Raw genomic sequence first — 17,194 nt, 5'->3', positions numbered from 1 at the left:
CGGATTTTCCGGGGTTTCTTTTTCAGAGGCATCGAGCGGATTCGAACCGCTGTACAAGCTTTTGCAGAGCTGTGCCTAGCCACTCGGCCACGATGCCCTCAGGGGGGCAAAGTTAATACATTCCCCGCATCCAAAAAACTCAGCCTCTTTTTTTGTGCAGGCAGACAGTCACTTGCTGGACATCCCCGCCGATGGGCGGGTTGATCTTGGAAACGGCAATTTCCGCTTCTACGACCTCCCCGAGCTCCTCCAGGACGCGGTCCAGGATACGCCCGGCTACGGTTTCGATGAGCTTGGTGCGTTTGGCCATCTCCTCCCGGATGATGGTCTGCAGGTGGACGTAATCCACGGTGTCCGACAACCGGTCGGAAGCGGCGGCCCGGGACAGGTCGGCAGTTACCTCGAGGTCCACGCGATAATCCGATCCGATCATCTCCTCTTCCTTCAGGCACCCGTGGAAACCGTAGAGCCTGACATTTTCCAGTCGTATTTTACCCAGCATGCAATTTGTTTACCGCAAAATTAGGAAAAATTGCGCCGGCGCCGGATGCAGCTATGGAGTCCGGCCACCAGTAATGGTGCCCAGTGAGAAGTAAAGGGATGCAGAAGGGGCTTTTAGTAGGTACAGCGGCAGTTGCTGAGGCCCTGGAACAGGTCCATCCCGACGGTGATTACGTGCGTCCCGTAGCTGTAGGCCAGGATGTCGTTCAGGATCACCTGCACGGAATAGCCAAAGTAAAAATTGTTCTTTTTCAGACCAATAAAGGGGGCGATGTACAGCGGTTTCCCGATCTGGTCGTTCAGGAAGCGGTAGTTGATGCCCCCGTAGTAGTAATCTTCAAAATCGTACAGGCGGACCTTGACGTTCAGGTCGGTTTCGGACCGGCCGTCGCTTTCAAAGATCTTGTAGAGGGCCGAGGGCTCTATTTCCACCCGGCTGTTCTTGTTTTTGGAATACCGGAAGCCCGTGTATACGTAGTAGTTCCGAAGGTGGTTCGGCTCAAAGATCGGGTTAAAGCTCGTCAGGTCCTTATCGAGCAGGTTAGAGGCGTTCAGGGCCACGTAGAACTTGTTGATCCGGTACATGATCCCCACGTCGAAGTTGTGGTTGCTCGTGGAGCGGTCGTCCGTGACATTCGGGTCGTTGGTGGGCACCCCCGGGGAATCGCGGAACTCCTCGATATTGATGCGGAACTGGTTAAAATTATACGATATCCCGAAGGAGAGGAATTCATCCTCGTACCGGTCGAGCGTCAGGTGGTGGGCAAACGAGAGCCGGGCCCCCTGCTGGCGCGTATATCCGTTTTTATCGTTGTAGAGAAAGATCCCGAGGCCGGATTTGTTGCCGATCCGCGCATCGGCAGCCAGGGACTGGGTCTGTGGGGCATCCTTGATCCCCACCCACTGGCTGAGGCCGTTCAGGCGGATCTTCACGTGGTCGCCGATCCCCGCATAGGTGGGGGCCAGAACAAAGGGGTTGTCTGCCAGGTACTGGGACAACTGGGGCGAATTCAATTCCTGCGCGCGAACCCCAAGGTTTCCCAGCAGCAACATCCATAATATTATTCTCCAGCGCATCGTGTTGTAGGTTATCGTTAGCGGTACAGGGTAAAATGCCCGACGAATTCCCGCTCGTCGCGTTCACCGTTCAGTTTGATTACGTACCAGTAATCTCCGGTGGGTAATTCCCGACCTTCATATGTCCCGTCCCAACCCTGGAATCCATAGGCGAGTTCATCTACCACTCTACCATAACGGTCATAAATTTTGATTAGTATTTCCGGGAAGCCCTCCAGGTTGTCGGGAATCCAGAAATCGTTGTTGCCGTCCCCATCCGGGGTGAAATAGTTGGGTATTTCGATGTCGATGAACTCCATCTCGATCTGGGCCACGGCCTCGCAACCGCTCTGGTCTACCACGCGTACGGTATACACGCCGGATTCGGTGATATAGTACGTGTTGTCCTCCCCGTTGTCGTCATCGTTGAAATAGAACGTATAGGGGGCTACGCCGCCTTCCGCCAGGGCCGTAATCTCGTTGATGTTCCGCTGTTCCAGGGTCAGGGTCAGGGGCTCAAAACTTTCGATTTCGAAATCGATGGTCTGTACGCAGCCGTTGGCGTGCGAGATGGCCAGGTAATGCGGGCCGGGGCTCAGGCCGGCAAAATCAGCATCCAGCTGCATGTCGGCCGGATCCGTGGAATCCAGGGCGTACATGACGTCATTTTCAACGGACGGGTCTTCCAGCGCCACCTCCAGGTAGTTATCCGGGATGCTGCCGGTACACTCGTATACAGGCGTTACAACTGCATTGAGGTTCACGCCGGGCTCGATTTCCACGATTACATTGGTTTGGCAATCCTGGGCGTCCCTTACAAAGATCACATACGTGCCGGCAGCCAATCCGCTGAATGTGGACTGGGCAGGTCCGAAATCGGCATCTGCATTCGAGTTGAAGGCCGTCCGGTAAGGCGCTGTGCCGCCGCTGATCGCAATATCGATCATGCCGTCCTCGCTGCCCGCGCAAACCTCGGGGGTTGCCTGGGCATCCACCGTAATCGACGCCGGTTCGGAAATGGTGAACTGGAAGGTCAGGAAACAGCCGTTCTCGTCCTGGGCAATTACGTCATAGACGCCGGGCGCCAATTCGGTAAAGACGTTGTTGTCGTCAAACTGGTTCAGGTTCGGGCTGATGGCGTAGAGGATGTTGCCGGTGCCGCCGGAAACTTCCACGGTGATCGTACCGTCGTCCTCCCCGTTGCAGGTGACGTCAGTGAACTCCTCCCGGTCGATTTGCAGGGGAGCGGGCTCCGTGATGATCAGTTCATTGGAAACCTCCTCGCAATCCTGGCTGGTGACCCGGATCCAGTAGCTGCCCACACCCAGGCCGCTAAACGTGCCGTTGGCCTGCGGACCAGACAGGAGGCTTGTCAGGGCGGCATCGCCGTACAGCTCATATTGGTAGCTGCCCAGGCCGCCGGTGGCGGTAGCCCGGAGGCTCGCAGTCATTTCGCCCGTACAGTTGATCACGGCCGCGCTGGTGTCGATGTCGAGCATCAGGGGCGGGATGGGCTCAATGCTCACCTGGTTGGAGATATCCGCCTCGCAACCAAAAGAATCGCGCACATAGTACTGGAACGTGCCATCCGTCACGCTGAAGGTATGGGAGTTTCCGCCTGACATGGGCGAATAGGTGGTGCCGTCCGTACTGTATTCGTAGGGGCCGTTGCCTCCGGTTGCGGTCAGGTATATCTCTGCGTCGGTGGTACACGTCATGGATGCCGTCTGAATGAGGTTGGCTTCCACTTCGGTGGGCTCGGTGATGGTTACCTGGACGGTTTCCAAATCACAATTCCAGCCATCGGATACCGTGATGCTGTAGATGCCGGCTCCAAGCCCTGTAAATACGGGGCTTGCCTGGAATCCGGATGAGAAGGCGATAGTGGCGCCGGCCGCGTCGTAATAGTTCAGGCTGTACTGGTAGCTGCCTGAGCCGCCGGAGACACCCGTGGCCGTAACTACCCCGTTTGTGTCGCCATAGCAGGCGAGGACGGCGGGGGCCGCATTGATCCCGGCCGCAATGGGCGCCGGCTCAACCAGGTCGATCGTATCGTTGTAGACGCAGCCATTGGCATCCGTAACGGCTACCGTAAAGGAACCTGCGGAAAGCCCGGCAAACACGCGGGATTGGACGTTGTTGGCCGTATAGGCCTGCCCGGTGGTGGTATTGGTAAGGACGATGTCATACGGTGCGTAACCGCCTGTGGGATCCACCAGGATTTCCCCCTGGTCGTTCGTACAGGTAACGTCGGCTACCTGGCTGACGACAGCCGTCAGCGCCATATCCGGGGAGATAATGGTTATGATGTTGGAGTCTTCGGCACAGAAAGGCGAAGCAGTCTCTGTAATACGGACAAAGTAGTTGCCGCCGCTCAGGCCATTTACGGTGAGCGGGTTCGTGCTCGTATTGGCACTTCCGACCACGCCGGTAGAAACCCCGGCTGCAGTAAACACCTCGTAGTCGTAGGCTCCGGTATACCCGGTAATGTTCACCGAGAGCGCGCCGTCCGTATCCCCAAAACAGGTAACGGGGTTAACAGGTGCGGCTGCAACCTGGATCAGGTCGTACGGGGGCACCTCGTAGGGAGCGGTCTGGATATAACACCCGGTGGCATCGTCGGTAATCCGGAACACATACGTGCCGGGGACGGTCAGGTCCCAGGTGGTCTGCGTATTGGAAACCACAGTGTTCAGGGAGCCGTTCGGGTTGCCCGGGGGCAACAACTCCACCGTGTAGGTGTTGGCCGGGTTGCCGTCATCGCTTACGGAAACGAGGACTTCCTCCGGGTTTGCACAGGTGATGGCGATATTTTGCGTCACGGTAGCCGTGAAGACGTTCAGCGGGTCCAGGGTGACCGTGTCTGTAGCCGGACATCCGTTGGCATCCCGCACATAGACCGTCAGGTTCTGTACGGCTCCCGTATCTGCCACTTCAAAGGTATTCGACGCCTGAAAGTTGACATTGTCCAGGCTGTAGAGGTACGGGGCAGTCCCCGCTCCCCCCGGAACCGTGGCGGTAATGGTAGCAGTGTTCACCGAATTATCCGGGGCGCAGGCAAAGGCCGTGGCCGCAGCGGTGACGCTCAGCGGCGTGGGTTCGGCAACTGCCTGGGCCAGGCTGGCTTCGCAGGCCCTGCCGGAGAGCACGCGCACTGTGTAATTATCTGCTGCCAGGCCGGTAAACAGCGGGCTGTTCTGGGGGCCTGCCACGAGTGTCATCGTCCCGTCGTACAATTCGTAGGTATAGGGCGGGTTGTCCTGTCCGGCATCGAGGGTCACGGTGATGGAACCGTCGGCACCCCCGGCACAACTGACATCTTCTGCGGCAGTGGTAAAGGATACCGGTGTGGGGGTTTCCAGCGTTACAGGCGCCTGGGCATCACAGCCGGTGCCGGAGGTGTCGTATACGATGGCCGTATAGGTATCCGGGGCCAGACCCGTGAACACATTGGAGGCCTGGGGCACCCCGCCGTTGACGCTCACCCCGCCGCCGTCCAGCAGGTCGTATTCATAGCTGCCGGAACCACCCTGGGCGGTGACGGTGATCTCCCCGTCATTCAGGGCACAGGTGGGCTGTACCGTGGGCTGGGCAGTCAGGGCCAGGGGCGGCAGGATGGTTATCGTATCCGTAGCCGTACACCCATTGGCGTCTCGGACAGTTACCGTATAGGTGCCCGGGGCGCTTACCGTAAAGGTCGGGGAGGCCTGGAAGCCGGCACCTACGCTATAGCTCAGGGGTGCAATCCCGGATCCTGCAACGGTAAAGGTGTAGCTGGAACCGTCCGAGGCGCACTGGTCTGCGGCGTAGGCCGGGGCGGTAACAGTGGGCATCGGGTCCTCGTCCACAGTTACGGTGATAAAGGTGAAACACCCGTTGCTGTCCATAGCGTACACATCGTAGTCGGCCGGATAGGTGGCCGGGTTCAGTACCGCTGTGGCACTGGGCGAATAATCGCCGGGCACGGGGATATTTCCGGTGGGCACAAAGGCATAGGTATATCCGGGGGTGCCGCCGCTGGCAGCAACCGTTACCTGGGCGCCCGTGTTGCAATTCGCATTGATATTGGCCGTTTCCGCCAGGCTCACAGCCGCTGGCGGGGAGGCGATGGTCACGGTGTTTGAAACGTCGTCGCAGAAAGGCGTATCCGTGGCGATGACTTCTACGTAATAGTTGCCGCCCGCCAGGCTGCCGATGGTCCGGGGGTTCACCGAGGTGTCTGCAGGCACGACCCCGGTTACCGGGGTGCCCGCACCGTCAAATACCTGGTAGGTGTAATTCCCGGCGTAGTTGTTAACCTGGAGGGAAAGCTCCCCATCCGTATCCCCGAAACAGTCTACCGGGGTGATTGCTGTGGCTACAGCCTCAATCAGATCGTAGGGCGCCACGGTATACGGGGTAGTCGTAAAGTAGCATCCCGTGCCATTATCCGTAACCCGGAATACATAATCGCCGGGGGCGGCCAGGTTGAAATCGGCTGTGTAGACACCGGCACCCGGGGATTGGGTGGGAGCCGACCCCAGCGGGAGCAGGTCAAAGTCAAAGTCGCCGGAACCGCCGGTAACGGTAACCCGTACAACTTCGTCGTTGGAGCAGGTAATGACCGTAAGCTGGCTTACGTTCACATCCGTGATGACGGGCAGCGGGCTGATGCTGATGTTGTCGGTTTCCTCGCACCCATTGGCATCCCGCACATAGGCCGTAAAATTCTGGACGGCACCTGTGTCGCTGATGTTGAAGGTGTTGGAGCTCGTAAAGTTCACTCCGTCCAGGCTATACAGGTAGGGTGCGGTTCCGCCCCCACCGGTTATTGTAACTACCGCCTGGGTCACGGTGTTGTCCGGGGCGCAGGCAAAGCTCGTGGCCGTTGCAGATGCGGTTACCGGAGTCGGTTCTGCCAACGTAACGACATCATCTTGCTGGCAGCCGCGTCCGGAAGTTACGCGCACGGTATAGTCGCCGGCTGCCAGGCCGGTAAAGACCGGGCTGGACTGTACGCCGGTAACCGGCAGAATGCCCAGGGCGTCAAAGAGCTGGTAGGTGTAGGGCGGGTTGTCCTGACCCGGGTCCAGGGTTGCGGTGATGACCCCGTCCGAACCGCCCGCACAACTCACGTCCGTAACGGAGGTGGTAAAGGCCACATTCGTGGGGACGTTCAGCACAATGCTGGAAGAAGCCCCACAGCCGACGGCAAGGCTGTCGTATACGAAGGCAGTATAGGTGCCCGGCGCCAGCCCTGTAAACAGGGGCGATGCCTGGGGCCCTCCCGTGACGCTGACCGCGCCCAGGAAAAGTTCGTAAGTGTATACCCCGGAGCCGCCGTATGCCGTCAGGAGAACCTGCCCGTCGTTCAGGGCACAGGTGGGTTGTACCACGGCCTCAGCGGTCAGGTCGGATGGCGGGAAAATATCCAGGGAAACGAGGTTGCCGCAAGAATTCGAATCGCGGACTTCCACGGTGTGCGTCCCGGAGCTCAGGCCAGTGAAAACATGGGTATCCCCCGCATTCACCAGGGAAGTGGATTGAAAGGCCCCACCGTCCAGGCTCAGCATATACGGGCCGACACCGGCAACATCCAGGGTAACGGTAATTTCAAAATTGCCTTCGGTGGCGGAACACTGGTTGGCTACTGCAGATATTACCGGCTCCGGGTCCATGGAGATGGCGATGTCCAGGGGCGGCGTCATACAGCCGTTGGCATCCATGGCATAGGCATCCCAGTCCGTGTTGACGGCCGGGTCGAGTTCGGCATAGCTGCTCGCTGTAAAATCGCCGGGAACCGGGGCGACCCCGTCTTCCACAAAGGCGTAGGCAAACCCGCCGGAACCGCCGGTAGCCTGGACGGTAACCTGGGCATCCTCGTTGCAATTCGCGTTGTTTTGGTCTACCAGGTTAAACGTAATGGGCGAAGGCTCCAGGATCCGGAAATCCCAGGTATTCGAACAGAACGGGCTGGTGGCTTCCTCAAAATAGAGGACGTAATCGCCCGGGGGCAGGTTGTTGACCGTCTCCAGGGGAGTAGGGCCGCCCATGGGCCCGCTTACTGTGCCGGAGAAGCCCGTCGGGTTGTTGGTGAGCGCCTCCAGGATACTGTAGTTGATGTCGGCAACCGTGCCGTCAAAATTCTGGAATTGGAAGGCGATGGAGCCGTTTGTGTCGCCAAAGCAGGTCACGTCGTTAACCGCCGGAGTGGGTACCACCTCGATACCGGAAAGGGCCGGAATGTCCACCTCCACGTAGCTCGTACACAGGGTTACGTTGTCGATAGCTTCAAACACATAGGACTGGCCGGCATTCAAACCCTGAAAAACGGCCTGTTCTTCATTGGCTCCCGGGCCTGCGGTTTCCGAGTTTGGCGGGGTCCCCGGGCCGTAGATGCTAAAGCTGTAATCGCCCGAACCGCCATCGGCGGAAAGGGTCACCGTGCCGCCCGTGGCACAATCCACGATCGCCTGGGAATCCAGTGTCAGGAAGGGGTTGGCCAGGACGCGTACCGGGTTCTGGTAGAATTCGCAGCCGTTTGCATCGATGATCCGCACATAGTAGTCGCCAAAGTCCAGGCCGTCAAAGGAGACACTGGTTGCCGCTGTGTTTACGATGGGGTTCGACCCGGTTACGGGAACGATATTGTTCATCTGGTCGTACAGCGTATAGGTGAAATTCGGGGTCCCCCCGCTGATGATGGAGATGTCGATGCGGCCCGGAATGTCGCCACCCCCGGGAGCCCCGCTACAGGACACGTCCGTCACGGTAATGCTGGCGTCAAACAGGGGCGGGTCTGTCAGCGTGACGCTGTCGGTAAACGTACAGCCCTTGTCGTCCCTTACCGTGTAATTGTAGGTGCCGGCAGGCAAGCCGGAGTAAACTGTCTGGTTGCTATATCCCGCTCCGTTAAAGTCTACTTGGTAGGGGGCTTGCCCAAAATTCGGGTCGATATCGATCTCGACTACCCCGTTGGAGTCGCCGAAACAGGTCGGGTCGATGGTGGTGGCCGTGGCCTGGGGGTCTACGGCCGCCGTAACCGTAACCGTGTTGGTCAGGCCCACGCAGCCCTGGCTGTCCGTGACCCGGAACTGGTAGGTCCCGGGGGTTGCCGTGGTGTAAGGGAAGCCTCCGGCATAAGGCGTAAAGCCGCCGCCGTTAACTTCCACCTCATAGGTGTAGGGGGCATACCCCCCGTTAACTGTTACATCCAGGATGGCATCCGGGGATACCGTACAATCGATGTCCTTGGTCAGTACTGCATTACCCGTAAGCTGGGGCTCGACGGTAAAGGCTACCGTATCGGAACACCCGTTGCTGTCCAGCACCGTGAATGTATAGTTCCCGGGCACCAGGCCGGCAAACGTATTGGACGTCTGGGTAGCCCCGCCGTTCATGCTGTAATAATAGGGCGCCGCGCCGCCGGAAGCCCCCACCACTACGGTGGCCCCGCCGGAGGGGTCGTAGCAGACATCCGAAGATGCGTCGATGCTCGCCACCGGGTTGGCCGGCGTGGTGATGTCAAAGGTGTCGGTCACCTGGCAACCGTTGGCGTCCTCCACGGTGATCGTATAGGTGCCCACCTGGTTGAGGCCGGTAAACGTATTTCCGGATTGGGGCCCAAGCACGCTGGCGTCGGGTTGCTCCAACTGGTAAGTATAGGCGCCCCATCCGCCGGTGGCCGAAATGGTCACGGAACCGTCTGCCGCGCAGGTCAGCGGGGTAACGGTAAAGGTAAATGCGAGGGGCAGGGCCGGCTCGCTTACCGTCACGGTGTCCGTAGCGGTACAATTGGTGGTTTCGTCGGTAACCACCACCGTATAATCGCCGGCAGCCAGACCGGTGAGGTTAATGACCGCGCCGCTTTCCCCGGTGCCCGAGAAGGTTGCCGGGCCGGTTACCGAATAGGCATAGGTGGTGGAGAAGCCGCTGACGGCAAAATCCACAGCGCCATCCGATCCGCCTACACAGCTTACATCCTGCACTAGGGAACCGGCAACCGCGATGGGCGTTACCGGATTGATCGTATAGGCTTCGTCATAAGAGCACCCGTTGGCATCCGTTACCCGGAAGGTATAGGTGTCGGGGGCAAGTCCTGTAAATACGTTGTTGTTGCCATTGTTAACGGCAGCGGGCGCGATAATCTCATAGGTGATGGCCCCTACCCCATCCGTAACGGTCAGGGTAACGTCGGAGACTTCGGCCGGGCAGTTCGGCGGGGTGGCGCTGAAGCTGATGTCGGAGGGCGGGTCCAGGGGTGGAATCACCACGGAGGCCGTCACAAACGTGCAGCCTGCGGAATCCTGTACAGTAATGGTGTACGTGCCGTCTGTCAGACCGGTAAAGGTGTCGGAGGCCTGGAAGTTGACCCCGTCGATGCTGTAGGTGTAGCCGGGTGTTCCCCCGGTAATATTCTGCGCCTGGATGCTGCCGTCCTGCAGGCAGGTATACCCCTGGACCAGGACCGCGTCGGCTGCAATCGGGGCCGGGTCTGTAAGGGTTACCGAGCCGTTGTACAAGCAGCCCTTGGCGTCCTGTACGGTGTAGTTGTAGGTGCCGGCTGCCAGGTTGCTGAATACCGTCTGGCTGCCGAAGCCGGCCCCGTCAAAATCCACCTGGTAGGGGGCGGTTCCAAAGTTTGTGTCGATCAGGATTTCCACCTGACCGTCCAATGCCCCGGCACATGCGGGGTCGGTTGCGTTGTGCGTGGCCACCGGGTTGGTGATGGGATCGACCACCACGGTGGTTTCAGCCGTACAGCCTTCCGCGTCGGTAATCGTAAACACAAAAGTACCGTCTGTGGCGGTGGTATAGGTAAAGGCATTGCCAACAACCGGGGTGGAGGCCCCGCCGTTTACCTGGTAGGCAAAGGGGGCGTACCCGCCATTGATGGTAACGTCGATAACCGCATCCGGGGAAGCGGAGCAATCGAGCTCCTTGGTGAGTACCGACGTGGCGGTCAGCTGGGGCTCAATGGTGACGGTACCAGAAGTAGCCGTACAGCCGTTCATGTCCGTAACCACCACCGTGTAATTGCCGGGGGTCAGGTTGTTGAAGGTGTTGCCGGATTGTCCGGGGCCTCCATTGAGGCTGTACGAGAAGGGGCCCGTACCCCCCGAAACAGTGGCCGTAAGGCTCACGCCTGTGGCCGGGTCGTAACAGAGGTCGGTTACCGGGTCCAGGCTCACCGTCGGGTTGGACGGGGCGGACAGGGTGAAGGTATCGGTTTCCACACAACCGTTGGCGTCCTCAACCGCAATGGTGTAGGATCCGAGTTGTGTCAGGTTGTTGAAAGTGGCGCTGCCCTGCGGCCCGAGCACTGTGGCATCCGGCTGGGTGAGCTGGTAGGAATAGCTACCCCAGCCGCCGTTGGCCGAAATGGTAACTGAGCCGTCGCTGACACAAGTGGGTTGTACGGCGCTGAATGTAAAGGCCAGGGGGCTGGCCGGCTCGTCGATGGTTACCGAAGCCGTATCCGTACAATTCGTATCCGTATCCGTAACGGTGATGTCATAGGTGCCCGCAGCCAGGCCGGTCAGGTCAATGGTTGCATTAGTCTCCCCCGTGCCCGAGAAGGCGGCCGGGCCGGTTACCGCGTAGTCGTAGGAAGTGGCAAAACCGCTTACGGTGTAGCGGGCCTCCCCGTCGGATCCGCCAAAACAGCTGACAGGCGAAACCTGAACGCCGGAAACGTTAATGGGGGTTACCGGGTTGATGGTAAAATTCTCTTCATAGGTACACCCGTTGTCATCCGTGACGCGGAAGGTGTAGGTGTCCGGGGCCAGCCCGTTAAAGGTGGCCGTGTTCCCGGAGGAGGAATCGGCGGCCTGGGCGGCAGGCGCGATGATTTCAACCACAAAGGGCGCCGTGCCGTTGCTGACCGTTACCGTGACATCGGAAACCAGGGCCGGGCAGGTGGGCTGGGTGGCAGCGAAGGTAAGGTCGTCTGGCGGGTTCAGCGGGTCGATGGTGATTGAATTCGTTACCACGGTACAACCCGCGGCATCCCGGATAGTGATATTGTAAGTTCCGGCAGTCAGACCGGCGAATGTATCGGAAGCCCCAAAGGAGACCCCGTCGATGCTGTACTCGTAAGGGGCAGTACCTCCGGCGACGTTCTGCGCCTGGATGGTGGCATCCTGCAGGCAGGTGTACGGTTGGGTGAGCGCGGCATCACCGGCAAGGCCGGACGCGGGCTGGGATACGGTCTGATATTCAAAATAGTCGCAATCTGCACTCCCTTTCCGCTGGTTGATTACGATGGCGTAGTCGCCGGCCGGCAGTCCTGTAAAAACACCCGAGGAGTTGGTAGCCAATGCATCTGCATAGTTGAAATTATCTTCGTCAAATCCGGCGGCATCGAACAGGTAGTACGTTAGCTGATATCCATTGCTGCTTACGAGGTTGAAGCGAATTTCACCCGTAGACTCTCCAAAACAAAGCACATCGACCACGGTAGTGGCATTGTAGTCGGCTGCCGGGACAAATTCGATTTCCACGGTATTCGAAATGGAGAAACAGTTGTTCCGGTCTACGACGACAAAGGTATACTGGCCCGGGTCCATGATGTCGAAAATCTGGCTCGTCTGAAACTCAGAAGCCGGGATATCGGCCGGGGTCGCATAGGAAATCTGCGTTACGCCCCCATCGTCCACATATTCCCAGATGGCATAGGTATGGGGCGTTCTCCCCCCGTCCGAAGACATGAGGATGTTTCCTTCTTTACAGCTAATGTGTTGGGAGACGCGGGCTTCGAGTTCCAGGTCGGAATTGTCTATAATGGTTACCTGCTCGGTATGCAAACACCCGTCGTCTGTGGTTACCCGCACGTCGTAGGTGCCGGCGTTGATATTGTCGAAACTGTAGTTATTGTCGGTGCTGGGGCCGAAAGTGTCCACCACGGTGCCTCCCTGGGAGATCTCGTAGTAGTACTGGGGCTCTACATTCAGCACGGAAATATCGATAGCGCCCAGGCCGTTGCAATCCACGTCGGAGGTGGTGACATCCACCTGGAAGTCCCGGGCCAGCACCCCGATGTTTTCGAGATAAAAGACGCAGCCGTCCACCACGCCCACCTGCCGCATTTCTACGGTGTAGGCGCCGTTGGTGGCGATGTCGAAGCTCGGGCCGTTATTCGCGCTGTAAGGCACCAGTACATTGCCGCTCACGGCATCCAGCAGCTGGTATTCGTACTGGGCCGGCATGTTGGTGACTGTGATGTTCCCCGGCGTGCTGCAGATAATATCCGTCACGTCGTATTGGGGATCCAGCGGGTTCTTGAATATGTTGAAATAGAAACGGGTAAAGCAACCGTTCTGATAGTTGACCACCACGCGGTATTCACCGGCATCGGTCGCCAGAAAGTCGTTGCCCGTGTCTACCTGGTTCCAGGCGCAGGCGGAATTCTTGTTGGCGCAGTCATCCCCGGAATCCGCGCAACTCGCCTCGTCCAGTTGTTCCCAGACGATGCTGGTGGCATCCGGGATGTTGATTTGGATAAGCTCCGTGTCGTTCAGGCCGCAGAGGAAGATCTTGGGCAGCAGGTCTCCGTCGTTGGCACAGGTTACCACCTCGCCTTCCACGGTATTGGAGGTGTCGTTGATCAGCGTGACGATCGGGTTTTCCTGGGTGACACCGGGAAGCGTAACGGTGATGATTTCCTGGAAGCCCTTGCAGGGGTCCGCCACAATCTTGTCCACGATGTACTGGCCGGTCTCCGTTACGCGCTGGGTACTCGGATCGTTGTCCGGGTCCCCGTCGTCAATGACCGTGTCGCCGCCGTCAATCAGGCCGTCCCCGTTGTTGTCCCGGTACCAGATATACTCGTCAAAGTTGTCGCCGGCATCCAGGACCACGCTGGTCCCGCAAAGCTCCACTTCCCTTGAGAAATCGCAGTTTTCCAGGTCGTCCAGCAGGAAGTTTGTTGCCCCGGGCGTTACAAAGCCGCAGGTATCGAAATCGGAGACGCTCGGGTCGTCCGAAATTACGGCAGTATTGATGACGCCCTGGTAGGTGGAATAGGCCAGGTTCTGAATCAGGTCTGTACAGGCGTCGATAAAATCAAAGCAGTTTTCGGCCACCTGGACCCGCATGCGGATGGAAGATGCAGGGTCGCCTTCCTCGATAAGGTTGTCCGGTATCGAGAAGATCACTTCCCGCGTCCCCGGGTCGTAGGTATAGGTTACCCCGGGTGGCAGCGTGAGGTTCGATTCATCCAGAGCGACGTTGATTGGCAGAATGTCCCGGATCGTATAGTTGGTGGCGTCGTCATTCCCGAGGTTTTCAAACGTCAGCACGTAGTCGAGCAACTGCCCCAGGTTGACCCCGGCCCCGGTTATATCGTTCCCGGCGATGTCTTCTACCCGCTTCTCGAGCACGATGTTCGGCTCGATGATCTCCACGTTAAAGGAATTGAAGAATGGGTAATACTGGTCGCCGTTGGAGGTAAAGCGAAAAGTGGCGGCTGTTTCGTTGTTCGGGATGACCGAATTGAGCGGGTTGTTCAGGATAAACATATCCGTGTCGTACCCCAGCGTATTGACGCTGTTCGGATTTCGCGTGTTTACAATTGCCCCGTCCTCGCTGATATTGCTGTTAAAGAAGTTATTGGACGGGTTGGCCCCGTTGCTGATGGTCGTGAATCCGGAAACCGAAGCCGAGCTGATGCGCAGGCGGTCGCCGGTAATCCGGTTGTCCCCTTCAAGCGCGGCTGCTCCAATGTCTGCAATTACAGGGCCTGCCGGGATGGTGTTGAAGCCGGTGTAGTTGATATCCACCGTGGGATTGGCGCTTCGCACGCGGGCAAAGCCGTCAAAAGTGGTGATGAGTTTCCCGGTGAGATTCGGGTTTTCGTAGGCGATGACCAGGGTCCAACCCCCGGCTGCCCCGCCTCCGGGAGAGAGGGATCCGACCACGGAGCGGATGTTCGCCACCGTATATTCCCCCTGGGGGTCGGCCAGGGCCGTTACGAGTGCCGTAACGTCCGCATAACAGGCATACGGGCTGTTTTCGCGCATCGAATTGTCGCTGCTGGTAAATCCGTCGTAAAGCACCTCATCGGCCGTTACGTCCACGTAGGCGCCGCCGGGGACCCGGAATTTGACCTGGTTGAAGTCGTTTTGCCGGTTGGTTCCCACGGCCTGCCCGGCCTGTTCGCTCGGATAGGTGGCAGACCAGTACAACCCGGCGTACCGAATCAGGTTACAGTTGGCGTCGTCGTAGGCAAAGGTGGCCGAACTCGAGCTGAAAGTGGATGGGTCGGAATCCACGTCGATGTACTGCATATTCAGCCAATCGTTGTACGTGGAAGAGTCGCCAGTGGCATTATACGGATCTTCCGGGTTGTTGCTTCCGGATTGCCGGTTGACGATGTTATTGGCTATAAATGTCAGGTCTCCCCGAAGATTCGCCTGGTAGCGGACATCGAAGGAGTTGTATTCCTGAGCAAGGCCTCCTATTGTGGTCAGCAACAGACAGGCCAGAAGAAGTCTTCTGAGTCTGGTTGGTTTCATCTAGGCGATCTGGTTGGGTCTCACACGCATGATCCACATTTTGTCGCCGTACGTGTTGTTGATTTTTGAGTAGTAGGAGATCAGTGCGCTGTTCCAGTTTTCGTGCCGCTTCAGGTAAACATACCGATAGTTATTATCCGGGTTGATAAAATAACTGGCACTGAGCCCCAGGGAATTCAGGTAGCGTACAAAGCGGTTGGCATTCCCGGGGTTGGCAAAGACGTTGGCAATCAGGTAGAATTCAGTACCCCCCTGGCCCATCAAGGCCTCTCCGGCTATTTCGCCTGCGGAGGTCTTGTCGCGTTCCACCACGTTCTTCTGCAGCACATCACTTTCATACTGATCGGATTTTTCTTCAATGCGGCGTGAATTGGCGGCATAAGCTTCGTTGCTGAATCGGTTGGCTACCTGCATGACCCAGAGGTCGCCCTGGTAGCGGCCGTCCACTTTGGAGTTTACGGCCCGGGCGGCATCTTCCCAGTTGTCATACCGGGTGAGGTATACGTATTTCAGGCCGTTGTTCGGGTTATCGATATAGTCTGCGCCGATACCGTCGGCTTCCAGGCGATTGATAAACTTGTCCAAATAAGTGGTGCCCTTGTAGACGTTGGCTACCACATAGTAGCCGTCCTGTACACCCTGCAGGTCGCGGAATCTCCGGCTTTTAACCCGGGAGGCTTCCGGTTGGGTGGCAGCATTTGCTGTCTGGCCTTTGGCCGGCTCCCCGGCATCGGCAACCGCTGTCCGGTCCCGGTCGCGGGCGATGGCTTTTTCAGCGCGTGCCCTGCGGGCAGTTTCTGCAGCCCGTGCGGTTTCTTCTTTGCGCGCAGTATCTGCGGAGGCGGCCAGGGCGTTGTTGCCCGGTTGGTCTTCAGTGTTAATACCGAAAGGTATGTTGCTTGAGTCCCGGCCGGTTGTCGTGGCGTCGTTGTTGACGAAATACACCTGACGCGCCTTGTCTTCCAGGTCGGGGCGTTCCCCGCCGGTTTCCTGCCGCACCATGCGCATCACCATCTCAAACCGCTGTTCCAGTTCGCGCTGGCGGCTGTTTTCAAGGGAATCCTGACGGAACATCAATTCGGCAAGGATTGCATCGTTTTCGGCTAACCGCCTTTTAAGTTCTGCGATTTCGACGTCCTTGTCGGTTACTTCTATGGCGTCGTCATCTGCATCTGCCAGGGAATCCCTATATCCGTTTTCCAGCATCACCCGGTCTTCGGTCAGGTTGGGCGTAAAGGAATAGGCAAAGGAGATCTCGTGGGTAAGCCCCAGGTTGTCCTGCGTGTCCGAAAGACCTTTTTCCATGGTGTATCCGATGGAAAGCCTCCGGTTGATGTTGAATCCGATCCCGGCTGAGGCACCGTAAAAACTGTCGTAACCCCCCTGCAGCCAACCCAGTTTGGGCAGGTCAAGGATCAGGTTTCCCCCCAGGACGGTTTCGTCTTTTCCAACCTTCCGGACCCGCGCCAGGGGCATCAGGCGACCTTCTTCAAAAATCCCCGTTGCAGCCGGGAATTGGTGGGTATATTGCAGGTGGCCCGAGAAGGTTTTATCCTTGAATTCGGTTATGAAGTCACTTGTCTTCAAATTGTAATCAATCAGGTTCTCCGCGTACACCCCAAGGTCAAAGGGGCCGTAGGAAATGTTGAAACCCGGCTGAAACGTCAGCAGGGAACTGTTCTGAAAACCGCTCAGGAAGGGGTCGTCTTCCACAGGGTTTGCCAGGCTTTCGTCAAAACCGCTGCTGTAATACGAGAGGTTGGCTCCAAAGGTAAAATTGCTTTTGTCGCTGAGCTTCACCCCGTAGGCGTAGTTGGCGAGTACCCCGTAATTGCTCAGGGTCCCTTCCCGCTGCGTATACAGGCTCAATCCCAGGCCCGAGCGGTCCCCGATCCGACCGCTGTAGCTCAGGAAGTACATCTGGTTGTTATCGTCAAAAGATACCGACTGGTTTCTATGAAGCAAGTTAATGTAGGACTTGTCCTCCCGCACCGTGGAAAAGGTGGGGTTGATCAAAAACCGGTTGTACTTCAACAGGTTCTGGGCCGGCACTTCGTAGGCGAGGATCGGGTTCTCCTCCTGGGCGCGGGCCAGGGGGCCTGCAGTGCACAACACCAGTACAAACATTACTATGCGTTTCATGG

4 protein-coding genes and 1 tRNA gene are annotated in these 17,194 nt (G+C 58.1%); all 5 read right to left on the bottom strand.

The genetic code is table 11. From position 1 onward, the window contains the following. Positions 1 to 26: 26 nt before the first annotated feature. A tRNA-Cys gene (locus tag RB2501_RS03490) sits at positions 27 to 97 on the bottom strand. A gap of 42 nt (positions 98 to 139) precedes the next feature. Next, complete coding sequence (folB, locus tag RB2501_RS03485) at positions 140 to 499, bottom strand: dihydroneopterin aldolase (RefSeq protein ID WP_041327459.1); 360 nt, start codon at positions 497 to 499, stop codon at positions 140 to 142. Positions 500 to 615: 116 nt separating this feature from the next. After that, positions 616 to 1,578 (bottom strand): PorP/SprF family type IX secretion system membrane protein, encoded by a 963-nt coding sequence (locus tag RB2501_RS03480; RefSeq protein ID WP_041326945.1) that lies wholly within the window; start codon positions 1,576 to 1,578, stop codon positions 616 to 618. A 17-nt stretch (positions 1,579 to 1,595) separates the two neighbouring features. Further along, complete coding sequence (locus RB2501_RS03475) at positions 1,596 to 15,050, bottom strand: T9SS type B sorting domain-containing protein (RefSeq protein WP_015753359.1); 13,455 nt, start codon at positions 15,048 to 15,050, stop codon at positions 1,596 to 1,598. Further along, positions 15,051 to 17,192, bottom strand: coding sequence for a PorP/SprF family type IX secretion system membrane protein (locus tag RB2501_RS03470; RefSeq protein ID WP_148214281.1), 2,142 nt, complete (start codon positions 17,190 to 17,192; stop codon positions 15,051 to 15,053). It abuts the gene before it with no gap. Positions 17,193 to 17,194 lie beyond the last annotated feature (2 nt).

The organism is Robiginitalea biformata HTCC2501 (genome assembly GCF_000024125.1).
Lineage (GTDB): Bacteria > Bacteroidota > Bacteroidia > Flavobacteriales > Flavobacteriaceae > Robiginitalea > Robiginitalea biformata.
This window is presented reverse-complemented; position numbering and strand designations above follow the sequence as displayed.

What these genes read in the sequence shown, in the direction of transcription:
- RB2501_RS03480 (WP_041326945.1), bottom strand. Translation starts at nt 1,578, where the DNA reads ATGCGCTGGAGAATAATATTATGGATGTTGCTGCTGGGAAACCTTGGG.
- RB2501_RS03475 (WP_015753359.1), bottom strand. Translation starts at nt 15,050, where the DNA reads ATGAAACCAACCAGACTCAGAAGACTTCTTCTGGCCTGTCTGTTGCTG.
- RB2501_RS03470 (WP_148214281.1), bottom strand. Translation starts at nt 17,192, where the DNA reads ATGAAACGCATAGTAATGTTTGTACTGGTGTTGTGCACTGCAGGCCCC.